Raw genomic sequence first — 23,266 nt, forward strand, 5'->3', positions numbered from 1 at the left:
CTCCATCTCCAAAAATCGGCAGTGTTCCCTCGTATTCCTGTGCATGATAAAATCATGCTACAGGAGGAACAGCCATGGCTAGTAAAGAACTAATAGCAAAGCTTAGAGAGAAATACATCCAAAATCCGCCGGAAGGCATGTCGGCGAACGAAATCCGCGAGATGGATGATGAAGACCTTCTCGACATGGATTACTTTATGCATGAAGATGATGAATTCTTTGACGAGGTAGATTGGTAATTTAAAACCAACATACCTCCGCTTTGCGTGGCCCGGTCTTGTCCGGGCCTTTTAATTCAAGGTTTTGCCGCAAGGCGAAATTTCCTATTAAATGAAAAAGGCGCCCTCCGTGCGGAGAGCGCCTCTTATGATTGATTATGTATTTTATTAGGCTGCCCTCACCCTTAACCCTGAAGGAGTGACATAACACCCTGTGTACTCTGGTTTGCCTGTGCCAGCATTGACTGTCCTGCCTGTGCGAGGATATTGTTCTTGCTGTAAGTAACCATTTCCTCTGCCATATCTGTATCGCGAAGTCTGGATTCTGCTGCTGTTGTATTCTCTACTACGTTGTCCAGGTTCTTGATTGTGTGCTCTAATCTGTTCTGTACTGCACCGAGTGCTGATCTCTGCTCAGATACCTGGCGGATTGCATCTTCGATTGCGTCGATTGCGTATGTAGCCTGAAGTCCACTGTTATCTGTAACTGTCAGATTCTGGATTCCGAGGTTTGCTGCATTCATAACTTCGATATCGACCATGATCTTGTTGGACATATCTGCGTCAGCACCTACATGAAGCTGTAATCCTAGATCTCTTGCTACTCTGGCTGTACCTTTGGTAATTGAGAAAGTGTACATCATTCCTGCACTTTGTGTCTGAGTACCTACAGGGGTATTAACCTGTACATTTGCAATCTTAGCACTATCTACACCGATAACATTGGCCTGCCTTAGTGCAATCATCATCTTGTCAAGGGCTGCTGATACTGTAATATTCTTATCAAGGTTTACATCTGTAGCCGTTCTGGTTGTATGACCATTAACAGAAACCCTTGTTCCATCCTTAACCATCGCCTGCATCTCAGCAACTGTATATTCTTCGTCACCATAGATGAAGACCTTTGTCTGTCCATCAAGAGAACTTGTTCCCTTGAAATATGATGTACCATTTATAGTTACAATAGAGGAACCAGCATTACCTATACTTGTCTGAAGAAGACCTATGGAATCTCTCGCTTTATCATAAAGGTGGTAATCTTTTCCTGCGATCTTCACTTCTGTATCAGAGTTAACATATGCTGTGAACATTGCATTATGTCCCATATCTGTAAGGGTTCCGTCAAGACCTGCATCATGTGCCTTCATGTATTTGTCATGATATCCGGTGCCGCCTCTGAGCAGATAAGTCTCGTTGAACTTGGTTGTCTCTGCTACTCTGTCTATTTCTATAGTAAGCTGATCTATCTCTGCCTGAATGGAATCTCTGTCAGTCTTGGAGTTTGTTCCGTTTGCTGCCTGTACTGCCAGTTCATTCATTCTCTGGAGCATATCGTGTACTTCTGTAAGTGCACCTTCAGCTGTCTGTACTGAACTTACGCCGTCATCTGCGTTTGTTGATGCTCTGTCAAGACCTCTCATCTGCTTTCTCATCTTCTCACTGATGGATAATCCTGCTGCATCATCTGCTGCTCTATTGATTTTATAACCTGAGGAAAGTTTTTCTGAAGATTTTGCCTGACTACCTGTTGTAATGCCAAGCATTCTGTTAGAATTCATCGCCGTAATATTATGCTGGATAACCATAGTATACCTCCATGTGGGTGCAGTCTCTCCCTCTAATCCGTAGAGTCTGAGCCTGCTGCTTGATACTTTTTCAAAATAATAGTTACTTATTAAGTTGAGTGCGCTCCCACATCGATCATCCTTGACGATGTTTTATTTTCTTTTACACTTTATATATCGTTCGCTTTTCCATTTCCTTAACCCCTTTTTTTAATTTTTTTGATTTTTTATTACATTTTGCATTATTTTTCGCTAACAAAATGGGCGAAAGCCCAGTGTTTACCGACCTTTCGCCCATTGTATATAATTTGCAATTTTTTTGATTTTTTAGATAATTATGGCAACAATTCAGCCATATCATACATACTCAGGTAGTAAACCTATCACTTTTTCCATTAGAGCATCAAAGGTCATACGTTTTAGGGCTTCCCCCCTGCCTATTTCCGCCATCTTTTTTCTCTCATCTTCATGTTCAAGGTAATAACGTATTTTCTCTATAAGTTCTTCCTTATCTTCGAAAAATTCAACAGTACCTTCCGGCATGATCAAATTTATATCAACAAGATCATCTCCTTTCGGTATATAATTTGATAGATAGAAAGCACCGCTAAACATACTTTCCCATGCTCTGGCAGCCGCAGTTGTCATAATATTATTTCCTACAACTATTTTTGAAGCCTGATAGATTTTTGATAAAGTTACTCCATTTTCTGCCGGTCCCATAGCGTATTTTTCATATTTGGGACTATTCTTCCACCCATTGCCCCAAAGCTTAATATTTTCAAATCCGGCATCCAAAAGCCAATCGACCAACACTTGCCGGAAAACACGTTGATTAAACCACATATACATCTGTTCAGCCAAATATTCTATCCCTAAGTCATTTAAAGCCATATTTTTACATGCAAATCCATCCTTTATGTATGTAGCAAAATCCGCTTTGTTATATAAAAATTCACCCCTTTTCGCGTCCTCAAAATACAGATTTAATATCTCCCTCAAAATTATTTTTATTTCTTCGTCCATTTCAGTTCCGTTCAAAAAATCATCAATCCATTTTTCCACATCACTGGAATGGCACACCAGACATATGTCTGTACTATATAAATCCAATTCCTCATTTGTAAGCTCATAAGGCTTATAAATATCCTGATTGGACGGAATTGGTGCATCAATTAACTTCCCATGATATAGTTCCTTCAACCAGTCCCATGAAATAAAGTGGTTTATAACCATATCTTTCTTCCCAAGCTTTTTGTATGTTTCCGAATCAATAATATGATTCATTGGATCCTGAATCCAAGTAATCCAATATATTTCATCCGGGAAAAATCCCCTCTCTTCAAATCTAAAATGATCTAAAACAAAAATAGCATCCGGTTTGAATTCCATGAACAGTTCCATCTGCTTAAGCGGAGTTACTCTTTTTATATTTTCGGTTTCAATGGATAGCTCACATTCACACCCCAGTTTTCTAGCTGCCTCCATAGCATTTCGAGCATGATATTGAAGTACCGTTGAGAACCTCGATGTAGAAAAAAGTATTCTGGGTTTTCCCACCTTTACTCTTTCATTTACTTCATTGACATTCTCCTTATAATACCTTTTCACCTCCTCACTTAATTCTCTTTTTCTTTGATTTTGCGCATCTAAAATATCGTGAAAGCAGGTATGAAGTGTTAACTTTCGTCCATTCAAGCTATATCCATGCCCCGGCAATTCAAACTCAGAATCTTTAAAGCACTGATATATTCCTTCCTTTTCGACCAAAAAGACATATCTTCCATATTTTATTAGCTTTTCAGTATTTGCAATTTGTAAAAAAGCTTCAAATTCCCACTCAGAAAAAACCAAATATATAGCAAGCTCAAAACCATTTGCAGATAATTCAGGCTTCACTCTATCTGCTATTTCCTCTATCTGCTTACAAAATAATGCCCCCTCCAAAAAAAGAGCACTTTTTTCGATAGCATCGATATTTATTTTATCTTTTGTCCATCCGTATAGCTTTTTCTTATTCTTATCAAGAATAACTACCATCTCATCATCATGATATAAAACAAAAAAAGCAGGGGATTCCGGAACATTCCCAAAAAACATATTATAATTTTCAACAATCTTTTTATTGGTCTTGTACTTCGACTCCAGTTGTTCCCTTTGTGGAATAAAAAAACTTTCTTCTATTAGTTCATAAGCATTCTCATCATTATAAAAATCATAAAGTTCAAAAAGACTAAGAATGATGTTCTTAGCATCTCCACATTTTTCTTGAAGCCAAACCTTGTTCCACAGTAATTCCTGCCGCTTACCGGGATAAGCTTTTTCAAGAGCTTCAAGCATTTTAAATGCTTCATTTATATACCCTTTCTCTGCAAATGTTTGGATAGAGTGTATTGACTGTTCAAATAGTTCTTTTTCTCGATTATCACTCACAGTTATTCTTCCTCCGCGCTCATAATCTCATCAGCAACCTGCTGCAAAATAAGCTGATGAATGGATTCAACCTTTCCAAAACTACAACATGGAACATAAACATTGATATCTCCCATTTTTCTGACTCTGTTTGAAGATTCAAATCCCGTAAATGTGATTACAGTTCCCCTAAGTTGCCTTACTATATCTATGGCATTTACAATGTTTTGTGAATTCCCGGAACTGCTTATTGCAATCAGAAGATCTCCTCTTTCCGCCATCATATCAAGCTGCTTGGAGAAAACATATTCATAACCATAATCATTGCCAAGGCAGGTAAGTACAGGGCTATCGTATAAGCTAACAGTTCTCATATGTGCGTTTTTTAAATAGTCAGCTGTCATATGTTCAGCTATAGCTGCGCTCCCTCCGTTTCCTGCAAAAAACAGTTGTCTGTGCGCCTGCCTTGTTGCACACAGAATATTTATCATCCTCTCAATTCCATCACTGTATGAAAGCTCTTTCCCCTTTTGTGTAATCACTACACTTTCCAGCAGTCTTATCACATCTTTTAAGTATTCATTATGGTTCTTTGTCTCCATATTCATTCTCCGGTATCAAAAAATTTAAACATTAAGTATTGTGCTTAAAAACTTCAAAAGATCTACCTTATGAACATAGTCCTTATTACCTATTACATTTGTTTTAAGCGCTGCTGCCACATTGGCAACCAGTGTCGCCATATCCACTGGAATATCAGCTTCAGCACACATAGATGCAAGTGCAAAAAATGCATCACCCGCACCTACTGTATCTGTCACTTCCAGAGTAAGCGCAGGACATAACGCTTTCTGCTTTGCAGAGGGCCGCATGCCTATCGCGCCCATAGCTCCGACCGTTACCCATCCGACATTTGTACTCATCTGTTTGATAAGCTTTTCAAGAAGTTTATCCTTACCTGCAAGATGCTGCCCAAATGCCATTTTCAGTTCTCTCTCATCAACAACAAAGGCATCGGCTCTATCATATTTGGTAATTAGGTTCATTCCCATATTTGCTGAGTTGGTCTGAACATTCAGCGCAAGGAATTTCGATTTTTCCTGAATAATATCTCTTGCCCTCTGATCAATAAGACCATGTCCGAAATCACCGATTATAACAACATCATATTTGGGAATCATTTTTTTTAATTTGTCATAAAAAATACTATAGTCATGATGCCTGATATCATGCCGCCTCATCAGCGTGTTTACCGAGAAAAGCTTGTCATACTCCTGGCGCTGTTTGTTTGATTTAACATATCTATGCTTAACCGGAGTTACAAACTCTTCATCTTCTATAATATCCAGATGAACCCCATCCATAGACTCTTTTATAAAATCCATATATCCGGGTTCAGTCCCAATCATTGAGCATAGAGTAACTTTCCCCACAAACTCAGACAGATGCCGTGCAATAGCAAGTGAGCCTCCGGCATATCTTTCCTTCTCCTCAAAGAAAGTAGAGAGGCTTCCATCCTTCATGGTTACGCCCTGGATATTCACAAAGGAATACTCATCGAAAATAACATCACCAACTACAAGAACTTTCTTCTTTTTAAAGGCCTCGATATTGTCTCTTATTTGCGAGAGAACATCATCCCCATATTTCTTTTTTAACTTATTTGCATAGTCAACGACATTTTCAGGAAGAGCAGAAAAGAAGTTGTTAAGAAGTTTTGTGGAACTAAATACTTTTCCTTCTGTATAATAGACCTCTCCACCATATTCTCTTACTATCGCCTCTTCACTACCTATGTTTCCGGTGAGGTCATTTTTAGCAACAGCATATTCCTTGCCCTTTGCATAGATGTCAGGCTGTACTGCCCTTACAATGTCATGAACAGTTACCGCCTCGCTCAAAAGGACATAGTCCACTATCTCAAGGTTCGCAATAAAATTCAGCCGCTCCGCATCATTAAAATATGGTCTTCCGGGACCTTTGTTAACGTATTTTGCGGCAGTAACAGATACAACAAGGATATCTCCCTGCTTCTTTGCATCTGCAAAGTGCTCCAAATGCCCCTGATGAACAAGGTCAAACACACCGTGGCACAGTACTATTTTTTTGCCCTCTTTTTTTAGTTTCTCTCTGATCTTCGGAAAGTCTTCTCTTGATACAATCTTGTTTTCTGGCTTACGCATATTCCCCTCATCCGTCAGCTTCGCTGATACCTTCTCCCAAAGGGAGAAGGCATTAAGTCGAATCATCTTTCCTTTATAAATTTACTTACCCAAATATTTGAACCAGTCAGCAGTGGCATCCTTAATAGTTTCAGGTGTCCATACCGGGGCCTGTCTCCAATAATCAATATTATCAAGGATATTTTGAACCCCCTGCTCAAGTGTTACCTGTGGATGCCAGCCTAGCATTTTTGCAATTTTGGATGTATCAGCATAGGTACAATCCGGCTCACCCGGGCGCTTAGGAATGTGAACAACATTTTCTTCCGTTCCTCCAAGAAGCTCAACAAGCCTGTTTACAGAATAGGTATGCTCGCTACCAACATTAAAACGTTCACCTACAACATTCGATTTTGCTGCTGTATAGAATGCATCAACAATATCGGTAACATAAGTGAAATCCCTCGTCTGCTCACCTGTTCCCACAACAGTAAACGGTTTCCCTGCAAGTTTCTGCCCAAGAAAAACTCCAAACACTGCTCCATAAGTCCCCGATGTTCTTGAACGCGGTCCATATACATTAAAAAGGCATAGCGAAACAACCGGTAGCCCATACACCTTGGCGTAATGGAGTGCCAGTTCTTCACCGAGTCTCTTTGTCAGAGCATAAGGATACTCAGGTCTTATATCTGCATTTTCATCTGTCGGGAATTTGTCAGGAATGCCGTAGCATGAAGATGAAGCAGTATACATAAACCGCTTTACACCTGCTGCCTTTGCTGCCTGCAGAACAGAGAAAGTTCCGTCTACATTTGAATGAAAATATTCATCGGGATGCTGAATTGATGGAACGATATCCGCAAGTGCCGCAAAATGGAATACCCAATCGATACCATCAAACAAAGGCATAATCTTATCTGTATTGCAAATATCTTCAATAACTACCTTAAGCGAAGGATTTCCTTTTTGATGTTCTATATTTTCAAGTCTTCCTGTGCTGCAATTATCAATTACAACCACCTCATGGCCTTCAGCAAGAAGTCTGTCCACCATATGTGAACCTATAAACCCACAGCCACCTGTTACAATAGTCTTCATGAATAATCCCCCTCATACCAATGACAACTATCAATCTTTGCTTCTATATCGTATTAAATAATCTGTAAACTCTCTTAGATCGTCCATTATCATATCAGGACTACAATCTTCTTCTAGACCGCTCTCTCCATACCCGGAGTTTAGTAGCACAGTCTTTATACCTACATTCTGTCCAAGTATGATATCGCAAGCTCTATCGCCAACCATATATGAATTATCCAAATCGATGTCGTAATCCTTGCATGCCTGATCTATCATCCCTGTCTTAGGTTTACGACAATTACATACCATAGTATACTTAGGGACGATTCCCTGTGGATGATGCGGACAATAATACAATGCATCTATTCCGGTTTGCTCCATCACCAACTGGTTCATATGTTTTAGATCATCTTCAGTATAGAGTCCCTTAGCGACTGCGCTTTGATTGGTTATGACTATAGCCAGATAACCTTGTTCTTTAATATCTTCTACGCACTTTGCTGTGAATGGATATAGCTCGAGTTCATCAATCGATGATATCGCATATCCTCTTTCTACGGTTATGACTCCATCTCTATCCAGGAAAATTGCCTTTTTCTTCACACCCATACATCTTCCAAATCAGCATATCCATAAAACAACTCACTCAAGCATTTCAGCAATGGCCTGTTTCAGGACCTCTTTACCAATACCATTCGCATCTTTTACTTCCATATATTTACCATAACCATGCGAAAAATCAGATAATCCGATGCGTTTAAACCTGATACCTTTACCATACTCTGCAACAACTTCTGCTACAGCGCTGCCTATGCCACCAATAATATTATGATCTTCTACCGTAATTATTTTTCCGCATTCATCTATTGCCTTTTCAATTATTTCTGTATCCAACGGTTTAATAGTATTAATATTTATAACCCTTACTACATCTCCGGTTTGATTGATACTATCAACAACATCGATAATATCTTTCAGAATGCTCCCCGTTCCGATAATTGCGATCTCTTTTCCTTTTCTTAACTCAATTCCCTTCCCAATAACAAATTCATAGTCTTCACTGTAAATTTCAGGTTCTTTGTTTGTACCTATCCTCAAATATACCGGCCCTTCATATTCATATGCAGCCCTGACAGATTTCTGTACTTCCATAGGACTTGCCGGAGAAAGAATTGTAAGATTCGGAAGACTCCTCAATCCGCCCAAATCTTCAGTTGTATGATGAGTAGGTCCCAAAGCACTATATACTTCACCTGCTCCCGTCCCGACAATTTTGACATTTTGTTTTTGCAGACATATATCGTTACGAATAAATTCATATGCCCTATAAGCCAAAAAAGCGCCTATAGTATAGGCAAAAGGAATCTTTCCTCTATTTGCCATGCCCGCTGCCATTCCCAGCATATTTGCTTCTGAAATACCCACATTCAGGTATTGATCCGGTAAATCATTCCTGTATTTGTCATATACAATGGCTCCATTATCAGATATGATTGCATATACTCTGCTATCTTTTTTTGCAATGTCATATAAAGCATTAAGATATGCTGTTCTCATCTATACCCCCATCACTGCAGTTCTTCTGCACTTATACATAATTCATCCATAAGAATTTTTAGTTCTTCTTCGTTAGGCATCCTATAATGCCATATCGGTTTGTTTTCCATGAATGATACGCCTTTGCCCTTAACTGTATTAGCTATTACAGCCACAGGTTTTCCCTCTGCTCTATATAACAGAGCATCCTTTATCGCTGTGTGGTCGTGGCCATCTATCTCAATAACATGCCATCCAAATGCACGCCACTTGTCTGCAAAAGGCTTCATATTTACAATATTCTCAAGTCTATCCATTGCTTGCAGTTTATTGTGATCAACTATAACAGTAAGATTATCCAGCTTAAGTGTTGGCGCAGATAATGCACCTTCCCATATTGATCCTTCCTGGCATTCTCCATCACCAAGAGCCACATATACATGACCGGGCAATTTATCCACCCTGTTGGCATATGCAATCCCTATTCCAAAAGAAAGGCCATGCCCCAAAGCACCTGTAGAAGCTTCGACTCCCGGAATATCACCTTTCTTAGGATGTTCACCTATCAATGACCCCGGCCTTCCCACATTCCATAATTCCTTTTCATCAAAGAAACCCGCGCTTTGAAGTACAGAATACAATGCGTAGCTGGCGTGTCCTTTACTTAGAATAAAGAAATCTCTATCCACCCAATCAGGTTTTTGGGGATCATATTTCATCACCCCGCCAAAATAAAGAACAGCCACTATATCAGCAATAGACAGAGCTGACGCCAAATGTCCTCCGCCGGCATAATGAGCAATTCTATAAATATTCTTTCTTACAAGTAAAGCCATTTCATTGCTATTCTTGATCATTTCTCAAAAGCCTTTCTTCTCTCTGACATCTTTCACAAAAGCACTCAAGCCTTCATTTAAGCTGTATTTCTTCTTGATTTCTGATGTAAACTTGCTGACATCCAAGCTGGTATTTTTTGTTCGCTGCGCTTTAAATACCTTTCCGGACATATTTCCGCATTTTACTAATTCTGAATTTTTGCCGGCTATTTCCGCTATTCTGCAAAAAAATTCATATTTAGAAATACATTCATCGCATCCCAGATGGTATGTCCCTAAGCAGCCCTTTTCAATCAATACCTTTATTGCATCTGCAAACTGTTTAGAATACATTGGATTAAAAATAACATCCGAAAAACCGGTTATTTCGGTTCCGTTAAGAATACTTCTTAATCCCCATTCAGCTATTGCAGATTCATTATCTGGTCTATAACCATATAAACTGGATCTGACAATCAAAGAGTTGGCATTATTTTTTGCTTTCTTCTCACCTTCCAATTTAGTCAATCCATAATAATTTATTGGCTCAGCAATGGATTCCTCAGAATAACCACCACCATCATTACCGCTAAATACAGCGTCGCTTGAAACATATACAAACCTCTTGCTATGTCCCGCCAAAAAATCAGTAACATCAACGTTCATACTATAAGCATAGTCTTTGTTTGTCTCGCAATCATCAAGTCTGGTATATGCAGCGCAATGAATAGTGATTTCCGGATTAACTTCTTTGATAAGGGATTCAACTCTATCCTGTTCAGTCAGATCAAGCGAATAATAATTCACATCAACTACACAATTTGCACTTCTCCCTACGCCGACTACATCATAGTCATTCGCAGCGAACAGTTCAGCAATATCCTTTCCAACCAAACCATTGATACCTGTAATAAGAACTCTCACCTATTTGCTCCTTATACGAAATTAATATGCTCCGGAGGATTCTTGATCTGCCATGCAAACTCATTTATCATGTGCGTTCTGCAATTTGTGTAGCAGGTATCAGTATCTATATGCGCAACCTTATCCATAACTTCCCAGTATCTGTCGCTCTTTATAATCTCTTCAAAAGTCTGTTTGGTTAGATCTCCAAGCCTATACTCTTCTTCCTTATAATCAAAGAACATTCCGCAAGGATATATTCTGCCATCTCCGCTTGAATACAAGAAGAATGGTGCACCGATACAATGCTTATAATTTCTGTGTCCTTCATTCGTTATATGTGCCCATTTGATTATTACATTATAATTATCTGTCGATACCGCTTCTGCATCCTTTAGCATCTCTGTAAAATCTTTATATTCTCCCAAATTTTCATAGATACCAAGTGTATTATCTTTTGAATCTGAACACTGCTTTACAACTAAGTAATCAACACCCAGTTCCTTACCAAGCTTGGCCAACGGAACGACCTGATCTGCATTATTAGGAGTAAGAACCATCTGCAAGCCTATCGTAGTATTTAGTTTTAATGCATTTTTTGTTTCGACGCAAAAAGAAATCTTATCAATAACGGTATCAAACATTGGACTATTATGTATTTTTTGATATGCCTCTTTACTTGCTGCACTAATATTAAAGCGTATCCATGTGAGGTTCTTTAAAGCCTCAATTCCTTTATCTCCCTTGTCATATAAAACACCATTTGTTCCAAGTGACATATCCACTCCGGCTTTTTTTCCTTCAATAATTGCATCATATACTGCAGGATTAAGAGTAGGCTCTCCTTCTCCGATAAGAGCTATGGAACGAACACCCATTTTTCCGGCACTGCGCATGTATTCCAATAATGCCTCTCTTGGGAATACTATTTTCGCCTTTTCTTTATAGCCATTGCCCTGCATCTGTCCGAAGCAATACTCACACTGTATATTACAGCCTTTACTTAAGCCGCAATCAATTGATAGTGGTGCAATTCGCTCACCATTCTGCCATGCAAGGACTCTGTCCAAATGCCATAACATCTTATGTCCATCCATCTTGTACTTATCCATTTTGTATCTCCTTCCTCATAAAATCGTATATTTTCTAAATAAAATTCACATGATCACCTGGGTATCTTATTTCATCCAAATATTTATTCATCTCATCAAGTCTGCAATTCTTACGACAATTCTTCTTTATGAAATCACCACAGAATATTTTTCTGATATTCCTGGCTCGTTCAGACTCCCATATTTTGTCAAAGTCTTCATTATTGATATTTCCGTATATGTATTCATCCTGTCCCATATAAACTATGCAGGGAAAAACTTCTCCGGCGGAGTCCATATAAGCCATAAAATGAAGTCCGCAGCAATCATGATAAGGCTTTTCCATTCCAAGATTTTCTATTGATTGAGACCTGAAATATATCTTGAAATCAGCTGTCTGAAGAGTACTTAGTTCTATTCCTATATCTTCTGCTTCAGAATAATCAACCTGAAGCTTTGCCTTGCTTGAGGGATGCTGCGAAAATGGTTTAACAGTGAAGTAGTCAAAACCAATCTCTTTCATCATTTTTCCAAGCGTAACCACTTCATCTTTATTTTCCGGAAGAAGTAAAAGCTGTGCTCCAAGAGTAGTCTGCAGCTTTTGGTCTCTCTTTACTTTTACTGTATCCTCCATGTTCTTTAAGACCTTTTGAAGATCACCCTTTTTACACTGATGAATATACTCATAAGTTTTATCAGTTGCTCCGGCTATGCTGTATCTTACCCATGTTAGCGACTTAAGACAGTCCTCTGCTTTTTCTCCTGTAAAGAGTGCTCCGTTAGTTGACATCGCAGCATCTATTCCATTTTCCTTTGTAGAATTTATTATTTCCGGTGCTTTGGGATGAGCCATAGGTTCACCCTCACCCGCATAGATAATACTCTTAAGTCCTTTCTTTCCAAGAATCTCAAGATTTCTTATCAGGACATCTTTATCTAGCATTCTGGGCTGATATTCCATATAATCCACGGCACAAAAAATGCAGCGATGATTGCAAGCTCCGCTAATCCCAATTTCCATTTCAATGGGATAGATGAGCTCGCCTCGCTGCCATGCTGCCACCCTGTCAGGGTGATATATTAGTTTATGTGAATCCATTCTTATCTTGTCAGACATAATTCTCCCCTCACGAACTTAGTCTCAACATAATAATGATTAAAAATATGCCAAATAATATATCGTCACTTTTTCTATTTACATAAACTCTTTTATACTTCCATTGCCTTTTTTAGTTCTTCTTTCAAACTCTTCAAATCTTCAGGCAAATGTCCGAAGAATTTCATTGCTGTTTCAAATTGCGGAATAGCCTCCTCGTTATTCCTTACCATGAACGTATAATCCGGAATTGAATACATATCCTCTATCCAGTATTCTTCAAGCATATAATTTATTACCGAATCATACAGCGGTTTCCGTAAATCATCCAGTTTTTTGAACTTGCGTTCAAGCTTAGGATCATTTATGTTCTGATATTTTGCAACCCTCAAAAGTTGCCTGCAAAGCACCTCCAATTCCTCAGAATTATGTATAAGTTCATCAATTTCATCAAGCCATCCATTCATGACTTCTCTTGCTTTTTTGTATCCCTCCTCGTCAACCGCTTTTGGCAGCTTCGCCAATATGTCATCAATATCATAAGTTTCTGTGCATACTGTCTCCGCGACTTCCTCAAGCGTCATAACCTTACTTCCGCGAATGAGAGCTCCGCCTTCTGTAGCATCAATAACCGTAAGTTCCGGGTGGATATTCATCTGTCTCTCATAGAATTCTTTGAATGCTATCCACATATCATTGGAAAGTACAGGTTTCCCATCTATTCCTTCTATTTCTTTCGCATCAATGTCAGGCATCCCCTCATTTTTTCCATCTGCATGATGTTTCCCATCCAAGAATGCGAGGTCCTGTCCGATCAGTATTATTGTATTAATGCCAAGCATCTCGCAGGCAATGAAAGAGCCGCCTGCAACATTGCCTCCAAGATCAATTCCCTGTTCCATTTTTCCTACAGCCTCTCCAAACAAACGATTTTCATAAGTAAGCGCATGAAAAAAAATACATCTGTCCTCAAAAAGCTTTTGAGCATCAATATTGACCTGATATGAAGCTATCATCGGAACATTTTCCAGAATTTTATAATTTAAATAGTCTGCACTTTTCTCTGCATCAAGCGATGCTACAAGATCGGGAACAATCCCAACCTCATCCAATACACTTGCTGCTCTGTCTGTGCATATGATAAGAGCTCGTCCTTTTATTTTCCTAAGAGTTTCTACATTTTTTCTTAAAGATGGTCCAGCAGATACGATAACAGCCGGAATCCCTTGGGGAATTAGCTTTTTCAAATCCGGAAAAAATGAAGCATGCCGGATATGATTCCACGCGTACATTCTTGCCTTAAGTGCTATGCGGCTTCTCCCTCGCATATAGTTTCTGTTAGATTCCATTACCTTTGCAATAGCATTACAGGCACCGGTAAATTCATCATTAGTCTGATAAAACGGGGTAATGATTCCTTTAGCCTCCGGTCTAAAAGTAGACATATCATGAAGCATATCCTCTTCATAATGTCTCCTCTGACTATCAGTAACATAAAGCTTTACCCTGCTATCACTTATAATGTCCGTTAGATCCGTAAATGCACACAAAAATGAGAACAAGGACTCACCCGGCTCATAGACAAAAAAAACTGTGTCAGGACGCAGTTTCTCCATAAGTGCTTTTAAAAAAACACCGGTTGAAAAGCCCAATAGAGCTATTGTCGTCCTTCGATTACGTATATCCTGTTTATCAGCCCACCTCTTAGCCTCATACGCAGGATCATATATACTATTTAGTCTTAAATCACCGGTTGGAAGAGCATTTCTAATAACAAGAACCGCCTCTCCGTCCTTTGCCACTTCTAGTCTGTACTTCTTATCCTCGTCAGGATCTATGGTCAGCTCTTCGCCGTATCTTTCCATAAACAATCTTAGATTTTTTTCTCTTAACTGTTCATTTTTATGAACGTTCAAAGATACTTCAGGCATTATCAGGTGTTACTCCTTTTTATTTACTAATCCATTCCTCTATCTCTCGGTTAAGATCGTGGTGAAGAATATCGGCAACCAAAATATAATCCTTCTGATTATTTGCCTCTACAAGCCTCGCAAAATCTGTCTGCCATACCTTCATCTGCTCAGCATTATCTACACCGGCCTTTCCACTTGTAACAAGGAGCTCAGTGAATGTTACCAGCAATTTCATAACCGGAGCTATCATCTCAGGACCTCCGGGCTTTCTCTGATAAATTATATCTGCCGCCTTCTCATTATTGGCTATTACCTGTCTTCCCATATCCTGTAACTGGCCCATATATCCCCCTTCCTTAATCCGTCTGAAGTGCTCTAATCATAGCTTCCTTCATCGATTCGGCATCCTCTCTAAGGTGTGTATAAAACTTAATTGCATTTTCAAGTATCGGAATAGCTTCTTCGTTGTTCCTTAGCATGAATGTATAATCCGGAATTGATTCTACATCCTGTATCCAAAACTGATCCAATAATGAATATGCCCCAAGTTCATATATACTCATCCTCATATCATCAAGCAGTTTTAATTTCTTTTGAACCTTTGAATCAGCAATATTCTGATATTTGGCAATCCTTAGTAGCTTATTGCAAAAATCTGCTACTTCCTCTCCTCTCTTTGCGATAAAATCAAAATCTCCCAAACATTTATTCATAAGTTCCAGAGTTCTTTCATGCCCCTCGAGAGTCTGGGTTTTTGGAATTTTTGCAAACGCTTCCGTAAGATTATATGTTTTATCTTCAAACATATCAGCCACTTCGTTAAGAGTCATAATCTCTGATCCGTGAATCAATGCTCCTCCCTCTGTCGCGTCAATAACCCTCATATCCTCATACATTTTTATCTGGCGCTCAAAGAAATCCCTAAATGCAAGCCACTCAGTACAGGAAGTAACTGTCCCACCATATATACCCTCTATTTCAAGTGTATTACAGGTTGGCTTTCCCGCCTCAGATTCATCGGCATGGTGCTTTCCATCCAGAAATGCCAGATCCTGACCTATGAGAACAATTGTCTTTATTCCCAATAGCCTGCAAATAGAAAATGCCGAGCTGGCAACATTTCCTCCGCTTTCAAACGCCCCTAAAGAATCGACTGTTTCACCCAAAAAGGCTCTTTCTACCTTTGTAACATCATAATAAACAGTTCTCCCTCTGAATTTCTTCTGTGTTTCAATATTAGTTTGAAAAGATCCTATAAGCGGAACTTTTTTTACCACTTCTCCATCAAGCATCGAGGAATCTTTTTGAGAATCAAGCGATACAACAATATCAGGAATAATATTATTATGGTCCAATACACTGACTGCTCTGTCCGTTGCAACTATCAGAGCATGATTTTTAATCCTATCAAGAACTTTTACATTTTTCTTGAGCGATGGCCCTGCAGATACTATTACTGCAGGAATGCCCTCAGGAATAGCTTCCGCAAATTTAATTATATCCAAAGCTTCATTCATATGCTTCCAGGCATAAAGTCTACACTCAAAACTTATCCTCGCTCTGTTTCTCTGGTAATTCTTGTGCATCGCCTCAAACATAAACAATGATCTGAGCGTATTATCAAATATGTCATCTATCCTATAATAGGGAGAGGTCACCCCCTGCAACTCAGCGCCATAATTACTCTGCTCAGTCATAATAGCTGTTTCCATTTGAGCCGTCTGCTTTTTCGATATGTAAAATTCGCAATATTGATCTGAAAGCAGATCCGTTATGTCAATAAATGCCATGACAAAAGAAAACAGTCCTTCCTGCGGTTCATAGATATAAAAAGAAGTGTCCGGTCTTAATTCCTTTTTAAGAGCTCTAACTGGGTATCCGACAGAAAACCCCAAAACCATAACAATGCTTCGTTTACTGCCAAAATCCACCTTTTTGGCCCATCTCTCAGCCTCATATTCAGGGTCGTAGATGCTGTTCATCCTTATATCATTAGTGCCATCACCATTTTTTATAAACAATACGGGTTTTCCGGTTCTCGACTCCTCCATCCAGTACTTTTCATCTTCGTCAGGGTCAATTGCCGGTCGATAATCATATTTTTTCTCAAATGCATCAAAATTCTTCTTCCGAAGAGCCTCATCCTTATTAAGTCTCATAACCCCCTCCGTTATTGACACCAATAAACGCAATTTGATTTCAAACAGAATAAATAAATACTTTTTATTGATAATTATACCATATCCGGTTTTAAAATCGCTACTTCCATTGAAGCTGCGAAAAGGGCCCTCCCTTCCGGGAGAGCCCTCTCTATGGCTGTACTTAATGTACGTCTAAGTATTTCGCAAACGTTATTAGCCGAGGAGTGAAAGAACACCCTGGTTGGACTGGTTAGCCTGAGCAAGCATTGACTGACCTGCCTGAGCAAGAATATTATTCTTGCTGTAGGTAACCATCTCTTCAGCCATGTCTGTATCACGGATACGGGACTCAGCTGCTGTGGTATTCTCAACTACGTTGTCAACGTTCTTAATTGTGTGCTCTAATCTGTTCTGAACAGCACCGAGTGCAGATCTCTGAGCAGATACTGTCTTGATGGCATCTTCGATGGCATCAATAGCATATGTTGCAGCAACACCTGTTCCATCAACAACGCTGATGTTCTGGATTCCAAGGTTCTTAGAAGACATAGACTCAACATTGATTGCAATCTTGTTAGTCATATCAGCATCTGCGCCAACATGAAGCTGTAATCCAAGGTCTTTCTTAACCTGTGCTGATCCCTTAGTAATTGTAAATGTAGTTGTGCCACTTGCGGAAGCAGCTGCAACAGCAACAACACCAACCTTATCGGTATCTACACCAATCTTGTTTGCCTGAATCAGGGCATCCTTCATCTTAGACTGTGCTGATGCAGCAGAAATATTCTTATCAAGAGTACTGTCAACTGCTGTAACTGCATCACCTGTACTAATAGCAACCTTTGCACCATCAACTACCATTGCCTTAATCTGGTCAACTGTGAACTCGTCATCACCATATTTGTATACTTTTGTTGAACCATCTTCTGAGCTTGTATTATTGCCCTTATAGGTTGTTCCATTGATTGTGATATCTTTTGTGCCAGTAATAGAGCCCTGAATGGCATTAATAGCTGAACCACCTACATGGTAGTTCTTACCAGCTATGGTAACATCACTATCGTCTTCAATCTTAACGGTAAATGTAGCAGTTGATCCGATATCAGCAAGTGTTCCTTTAAGACCAGCATCATGAGCTGCCATGTACTTATCTCTGAAACCAGTGCCGCCCTTAAGAAGATATGTCTCGTTGAACTTGGTTGTCTCTGCAACACGATCGATCTCGGTTGTCAGCTGATCAATCTCGTTCTGGATGGACTCACGGTCAGATGTACTGTTTGTTCCGTTAGCTGCCTGAACTGCAAGTTCATTCATTCTCTGCAGCATATCGTGTACTTCTGTGAGTGCACCTTCTGCTGTCTGTACAGAACTTACGCCATCTTCTGCGTTTGTTGAAGCACGATCCAGACCTCTGATCTGCTTTCTCATCTTCTCGGAAATTGAAAGACCTGCTGCATCATCTGCTGCACGGTTAATCTGATAACCTGAAGAGAGTTTCTCGGCTGACTTTGACTGTGAACCAGTTGTTACTCCGAGCATTCTGTTTGCGTTCATCGCTGTTACGTTGTGTTGTACTACCATAATATATACCTCCGTGTTTGTGTACGCCGCAAATCCTTTTGCGGTAGTTAAAAAAATGAAATTGTTTCGATTCGGATATCCGGTGAGCGGAGTTCCTAGGCTGCTCTCTCCCTGCTATCCTACTATATACACAAGCGCTGATTTCTTTGTGTTCCGTGCCACAAAACAAACGCACTTTGTGTTCCTACATCCATTATATCGGACTAACTATCATAAAGTTAACCCCTTTTTTCAAAAAAATTCTAAAATAATTATAAACTGTCAAAAAACCATTATTTTAATGGTATATTCAGCTCTTTCTACCATCAAAATAATGGTTTTATTCTTTATTACTTCTTTCCCTTCAGATAGTCATAAATAGGATACTTGGTTACATATTCTTCCTTGCCATTCTCCAACTCTATCTGGGCTCCCTTTCCTGTATCAACATTGATCAGGATCGGAGCGTTGAGGTTGGCTGTCATATTAGTGATATCTTCAGGAACCGAAATCGTTACCAGCATAAGAAGATTCTTATTGGTAAGAGGTTCCAATACTTCTACCTCATCTTCATTGATCTGCGGATTGTAATTGGGTTTTACGCACAATGGATCAATGACCGGAAGAGCAATGTCCGGATCATCCATTGACTGTAAGTACCACACAGATCCAACCGGTCTGTCCTTGTCATGGATAAGTGCAAATTTCTGAAGATCAGGAAATCCTACAAGGCCGAATGGCATGCTTATGATTTTCTGATCCTCAATGTCTACTTCGCCAAAGATTCTGGTATTAAGTTTCATTTTTCGTCTCCCTTCTAATACCCCTCATCCACCTGCTCCGCAGGCACCTTCCCCCCAAGAGGTGGGAAGGCAATGGATTATATGTTCTTTCAACACTCATCTTCCACTATGGGAAGTATTTATTGAATTGATGAACTATATTATTATCAGCAAATCATATACTTGCCTTATTCTCACTTACCCTGAATCTTATCTGCCAAAATCTCTTTTCTTCGATCATTCTTCTATAATTAAGAAGATTCTCCCTGACAATCTGCGGATCATCCACCGGAGCTATCTGATAGCCCGGTATTACCGGTATAAACTTAGCAGCAAGAGATGCCGTGATCGAATGGTCTCCGCAGCTTATGATATATTCCGGTCTCACATCCAGTATTGTACTCAGAATAATATTCATCTCATCCTCGGATGGCATTCTGTCATCACATTGGAAGAACGGTACCGACAGTCCTCTGACATATACGTTATTGGCGTTTGCCAGATACTGCATCTGATTATGTCCCTCTATTCCAAACAAAGGAACCACATTTGAAACCGGAAGTAGATCATTCGTATTTATTATGAATGTATTCTGACACATGCTGACCATGATCTCCTGTGCGATGAGATTGGTAATATGTGTCTCCCTGTGAGTATCAGCAAGATACTGCTGAGTCAGAATGATTGTCTGATCCGGTCTTCTCTCATTAAGTTTTAAAAAGCTTCCAATACTTCCGAGCCTGCACTCATAAAACTTTTTGCTTCTCTTGTAAATCTTATGAAACAGTCTATCGGATTCTAATGTAATTATATACGGTTTTTGGTATGAAAGATAGCGTGCCTGCATTAATAAGAAAAATCTGTATCTTTCATCTATCCTTATTCCATCAATATAAGCAAGAAATTCAGTATAGAAATCCTTGCTGTCAGTCAGTCTGACCATCAGGTGAAGATATGCTATATGCCTTAGCATCTCTGCCGTATCTTCATTGGGAAGGAAATAAACGCTTCTCCTTATTCTGTCGGCAAGCTCTCTCTTGCCTTCCTGGGAAAGCGCTCCGCTTATTATCCTCGCCCCTATCTGAAGCATCTCGTCAAAGCACTCCGTGATATCGTCACTTGACAGTATCTCAACTATTCTGTTTTCGTATTCCTTTACAATTGGAAGTTCGTTCACATTATCACCTAGTTCTTCGTATCATAGAACTGAGGCGGTGTAATCTTGGATTTGTTCATTGTAAGATAATAATCAAGGGCTGCCTGCGAAGATTTCCGATTCTGATTTATCTGACCCCTCGACATATTGAAGTAGTTCTGTGCGAGCGCTCTGTTGCGCTTTTCGCCGGCTTCTATGGAATTAGATAAATCAGTAATTTCTCTGATAAGATTCTGGAAAATTTTTATTTTTTCACGGTGCTTATCTTTGTTGTCTTCAAGCTCCTTCTTTACTCTCTCGTACAAGCTTTCAAATCCGTCATTCAGATTCTCAACCCGCCTTATCAGTTCACCTTTGCGACTTATTGCTTCATCAAAGCCTTTTTCATCAAATGCTGTCGTACTTTCAAGTATTTCTTTCTGAGTCTCGTTTTCCTTTACTATTTCTTCTAAGACTTTTATCTTGTCCCTGAGACTCTCTTCCATCATATCCAGGTATGATTCTGTCACCTTTGTTTCCCCACTTTCTTCAGATTCGCCATGCAGTAGCCGCATAGCTTCCCCATTGTTTTTAATTTGTTATCTTATGCTCCTGCCTGAACCGTCTGTGGCGCGGGAGCCTGTCCTCTTGAAATCTTGATAGCCTCCATCCATGTATCACGCATGGTATGAATGTGCTTATTAACCTCGTTCATGATTTCAAGAGACTGCTCTCTGTGAAGATCCGCTTCAACAAGTCGCTTCATAAGATAGTTATAGACATTCTCAAAATCCTTTGCCACAGGATATTTCATATCCAGGGTGTTATTGAGATAGTCAATAATATTTTCTACCTTGAGAAGGTATGTCGTAAACTTCTTATCATCTTCCTTCTCAAGTCCCATAATTGCGATATTACAGAACTTTATTGCACCATCGTAAAGCATCAGAGTAAGTTCCTCAGGCTTAGCCTGCTGAATCTTGGTATTCTGATACTGGTTCATCATATTGCTCTGTCGTGCATAAGGATTTCTTGCTACCGGCATAACATACCTCCGTGTGTCGTGTTGATAACCTCATCCGTCAGTTTCGCTGACACCTTCCCCTGAGGGGAAGACCTATACTTGTTTCATCAGCCTGTTCCAAGCATTCCTGCGAGGGAATTGGTCTGCTCGTTGAGCTTGGTCATGGCTTTTTCCATCTGGGCAAACTTGTTGTAATAGTTATCTTCCATCTTACCAAGCTTGTCCTGCGCATCCTTAAGCTGCGTCTTATAGGTGTCTACCTGCTTCTTCATCTGCTTATCTTCATATAATGTATAAGCGCTGGAGAAGTCGGTTGACTTCATAAGATCGCCGAGCTTTGAATACATATCGGATGCAATAGTCTTAAAGAACTTACAAACTATCTCAGGATCTTTCTCTATCTTTGCCTTTAACTTATCTTCCTTACCGCTTGTAAGCTCATCATCCTCGTCGCCATAGATGTGCCACTTCATTCTATCAGCTTCTTCGCCTTCGAAATATCCAGGCGTAGCAATATGGAATGACCAGAACGATGTCTTTACCTCAACCCATTCTGCCTTCTCCTCGTTATAGTCGAGTTCACCCCAGTCGAAGGACTGCATCATGACATTTTTCATTTCGTTCATGACTCTGAAAATTGTAGGATCTCTGGAGAGAAGACCTTCGTCAATCTTCTTGTTCCAATCCTCAATCTCATCATCCGTCATCTCATCCTTCTGCTCTTTGGTGAGAATAGCATAATCTTTGGCATCATCAGCGTTGTACAGGGTATACATTTCTCCCATAAGTTCGTTGTATTCCTTCAGGAATCCCTTTACCATATCGTAGATACCGCTTGTATCATCGCTGGTCTGAAGTGATATGTCGGATGCAACCTGCTTTGCAGTAATGCTAAGTCCGTTTATGTCGAAGGTGTTGCTGTTTGATTTGTATACAGCACCGTTTAAAGTGATTTCCGCATCTTCTCCGGCATTATGAACAGCATCCTCATTGGTGCCATAGTCAAGTCCCATTGCTGAAACTATTCTCATATCACTATGGTCAAAATCGATATCAAAATTCTGATCTTCACCTGATTCGGAAGAAGATATGTATACACGTCCCTGCTTAGCATCAAAGCTTGCATTAAGTCCATAGCCGCTCGCCGACTTTGCTTCTTTAAATTCAGCAAGAGCTTCCGTTATTGATTTGTCGGCATCAATCTTGATATCAACAAACTCTCTGGTATCTTCTTCACCTTCGGCAGGTGCTTTTCCAAATCTTACTCTGACTATTCCTTTGTAATCATTATCCGTTACAGCAGGAGTAGTTTCATTTCCTTCCTCATCAAGTACAGCCGGTTTATGTATTCCGGGAGTACTTGAATATCCGGTCAGATTTGTAATAGAAGTGGTAGCTTTTAAATCTCCCGATTTGGATGTAACTTTGCCACCGGTAAGATATGCACTGCTGGCAAGTTTGTTCACTGACAGTTTCTGATTACTATTCATGGCATTTCCGGAAGTAGTAACCGTTACTGCGCTTTCATCGGATACCGTGGTAGTCTTCTTTACAAAAGAGGAATCAAATCTAAGATTGCTCAATGTCTTATTGTAGAAGTTCACAACCTTTTTGTTGAGTTCCTTCCACTTATCCATTTTCATGTCGTGCTTTTTCTGATCACTTTTAATTTTATCTACTTTATTGGACTGTACCTTTGTTAACTCTGTAATGATACTCTCTGTATCGAGTCCGGAGGCCAGTCCGGTTATTCTCATGGTCATATGGTGCTCCTTTCTAAAAAAGCGCAAAATACCCCTTGCACGTTTTTAATAGACTTCCGAAAAGGGATTT

The 23,266-nt window shown here is 39.7% G+C and carries 21 protein-coding genes; 1 reads left to right on the forward strand and 20 read right to left on the reverse strand.

What is annotated here, in order from left to right:
* The first annotated feature begins 74 nt into the window (after nucleotides 1–74).
* Nucleotides 75–239 (forward strand): hypothetical protein, encoded by a 165-nt coding sequence (locus G630_RS25050; RefSeq protein WP_170832732.1) that lies wholly within the window; start codon nucleotides 75–77, stop codon nucleotides 237–239.
* 164 nt (nucleotides 240–403) lie between these two features.
* Here G630_RS25050 and G630_RS0110770 read toward each other — a convergent pair whose 3' ends face one another.
* The 20 genes from G630_RS0110770 to fliD form a co-directional block, all read right to left on the reverse strand.
* The gene (locus G630_RS0110770; RefSeq protein ID WP_026498555.1) at nucleotides 404–1,804 is read right to left on the reverse strand and encodes a flagellin N-terminal helical domain-containing protein; all 1,401 of its coding nucleotides are present in this window, start codon (nucleotides 1,802–1,804) and stop codon (nucleotides 404–406) included.
* Nucleotides 1,805–2,140: 336 nt separating this feature from the next.
* Nucleotides 2,141–4,216, reverse strand: coding sequence for a glycosyltransferase family protein (locus G630_RS0110780; protein WP_026498557.1), 2,076 nt, complete (start codon nucleotides 4,214–4,216; stop codon nucleotides 2,141–2,143).
* A gap of 2 nt (nucleotides 4,217–4,218) precedes the next feature.
* Nucleotides 4,219–4,797: a D-sedoheptulose-7-phosphate isomerase gene (locus G630_RS0110785; protein ID WP_026498558.1), complete on the reverse strand. Its 579-nt coding sequence runs from the start codon at nucleotides 4,795–4,797 to the stop codon at nucleotides 4,219–4,221.
* Between the two features lie 24 nt (nucleotides 4,798–4,821).
* The gene (locus tag G630_RS0110790) at nucleotides 4,822–6,378 is read right to left on the reverse strand and encodes a PfkB family carbohydrate kinase (RefSeq protein ID WP_026498559.1); all 1,557 of its coding nucleotides are present in this window, start codon (nucleotides 6,376–6,378) and stop codon (nucleotides 4,822–4,824) included.
* Between the two features lie 81 nt (nucleotides 6,379–6,459).
* A complete protein-coding gene (locus G630_RS0110795) occupies nucleotides 6,460–7,455 on the reverse strand; it encodes an SDR family oxidoreductase (protein WP_026498560.1) in 996 nt (331 codons plus the stop codon).
* Nucleotides 7,456–7,485: 30 nt separating this feature from the next.
* Nucleotides 7,486–8,040 carry a D-glycero-alpha-D-manno-heptose-1,7-bisphosphate 7-phosphatase gene (locus G630_RS0110800; protein ID WP_330363798.1) on the reverse strand — a complete coding sequence of 185 codons (555 nt, stop codon included), beginning with the start codon at nucleotides 8,038–8,040 and terminating at the stop codon, nucleotides 7,486–7,488.
* A gap of 39 nt (nucleotides 8,041–8,079) precedes the next feature.
* Nucleotides 8,080–8,994, reverse strand: coding sequence for a transketolase family protein (locus G630_RS0110805; RefSeq protein ID WP_026498562.1), 915 nt, complete (start codon nucleotides 8,992–8,994; stop codon nucleotides 8,080–8,082).
* Between the two features lie 11 nt (nucleotides 8,995–9,005).
* Nucleotides 9,006–9,830 carry a transketolase gene (locus tag G630_RS0110810; protein WP_044959126.1) on the reverse strand — a complete coding sequence of 275 codons (825 nt, stop codon included), beginning with the start codon at nucleotides 9,828–9,830 and terminating at the stop codon, nucleotides 9,006–9,008.
* Between the two features lie 3 nt (nucleotides 9,831–9,833).
* Nucleotides 9,834–10,712 carry an SDR family oxidoreductase gene (locus G630_RS0110815; RefSeq protein ID WP_026498564.1) on the reverse strand — a complete coding sequence of 293 codons (879 nt, stop codon included), beginning with the start codon at nucleotides 10,710–10,712 and terminating at the stop codon, nucleotides 9,834–9,836.
* 11 nt (nucleotides 10,713–10,723) lie between these two features.
* Nucleotides 10,724–11,803, reverse strand: a complete 1,080-nt coding sequence (locus G630_RS0110820) for a radical SAM protein (protein WP_026498565.1) — start codon at nucleotides 11,801–11,803, stop codon at nucleotides 10,724–10,726.
* Nucleotides 11,804–11,837: 34 nt separating this feature from the next.
* Nucleotides 11,838–12,899 (reverse strand): radical SAM protein, encoded by a 1,062-nt coding sequence (locus G630_RS0110825; RefSeq protein WP_026498566.1) that lies wholly within the window; start codon nucleotides 12,897–12,899, stop codon nucleotides 11,838–11,840.
* A 92-nt stretch (nucleotides 12,900–12,991) separates the two neighbouring features.
* Nucleotides 12,992–14,743, reverse strand: a complete 1,752-nt coding sequence (locus tag G630_RS0110830) for a motility associated factor glycosyltransferase family protein (protein WP_196805780.1) — start codon at nucleotides 14,741–14,743, stop codon at nucleotides 12,992–12,994.
* 85 nt (nucleotides 14,744–14,828) lie between these two features.
* On the reverse strand, nucleotides 14,829–15,134 hold the full coding sequence (locus G630_RS0110835) for a hypothetical protein (RefSeq protein WP_026498568.1): 306 nt from the start codon (nucleotides 15,132–15,134) through the stop codon (nucleotides 14,829–14,831).
* Between the two features lie 13 nt (nucleotides 15,135–15,147).
* Nucleotides 15,148–16,950, reverse strand: coding sequence for a motility associated factor glycosyltransferase family protein (locus G630_RS0110840; RefSeq protein ID WP_026498569.1), 1,803 nt, complete (start codon nucleotides 16,948–16,950; stop codon nucleotides 15,148–15,150).
* Nucleotides 16,951–17,145: 195 nt separating this feature from the next.
* A complete protein-coding gene (locus G630_RS0110845; protein WP_026498570.1) occupies nucleotides 17,146–18,513 on the reverse strand; it encodes a flagellin N-terminal helical domain-containing protein in 1,368 nt (455 codons plus the stop codon).
* A gap of 329 nt (nucleotides 18,514–18,842) precedes the next feature.
* Nucleotides 18,843–19,295, reverse strand: a complete 453-nt coding sequence (fliW, locus tag G630_RS0110850) for a flagellar assembly protein FliW (RefSeq protein WP_026498571.1) — start codon at nucleotides 19,293–19,295, stop codon at nucleotides 18,843–18,845.
* A gap of 154 nt (nucleotides 19,296–19,449) precedes the next feature.
* Nucleotides 19,450–20,451 (reverse strand): hypothetical protein, encoded by a 1,002-nt coding sequence (locus tag G630_RS0110855; protein ID WP_026498572.1) that lies wholly within the window; start codon nucleotides 20,449–20,451, stop codon nucleotides 19,450–19,452.
* Nucleotides 20,452–20,459: 8 nt separating this feature from the next.
* Nucleotides 20,460–20,984: a hypothetical protein gene (locus G630_RS0110860; protein ID WP_049946172.1), complete on the reverse strand. Its 525-nt coding sequence runs from the start codon at nucleotides 20,982–20,984 to the stop codon at nucleotides 20,460–20,462.
* Nucleotides 20,985–21,013: 29 nt separating this feature from the next.
* On the reverse strand, nucleotides 21,014–21,454 hold the full coding sequence (gene fliS / locus G630_RS21530; protein ID WP_242829928.1) for a flagellar export chaperone FliS: 441 nt from the start codon (nucleotides 21,452–21,454) through the stop codon (nucleotides 21,014–21,016).
* 86 nt (nucleotides 21,455–21,540) lie between these two features.
* Entirely contained in the window at nucleotides 21,541–23,196 is a 1,656-nt protein-coding gene (gene fliD / locus G630_RS0110870) for a flagellar filament capping protein FliD (RefSeq protein ID WP_026498574.1), read from the reverse strand.
* Nucleotides 23,197–23,266 lie beyond the last annotated feature (70 nt).

This window comes from Butyrivibrio sp. WCD2001, from assembly GCF_000424485.1.
GTDB lineage: Bacteria > Bacillota > Clostridia > Lachnospirales > Lachnospiraceae > Butyrivibrio.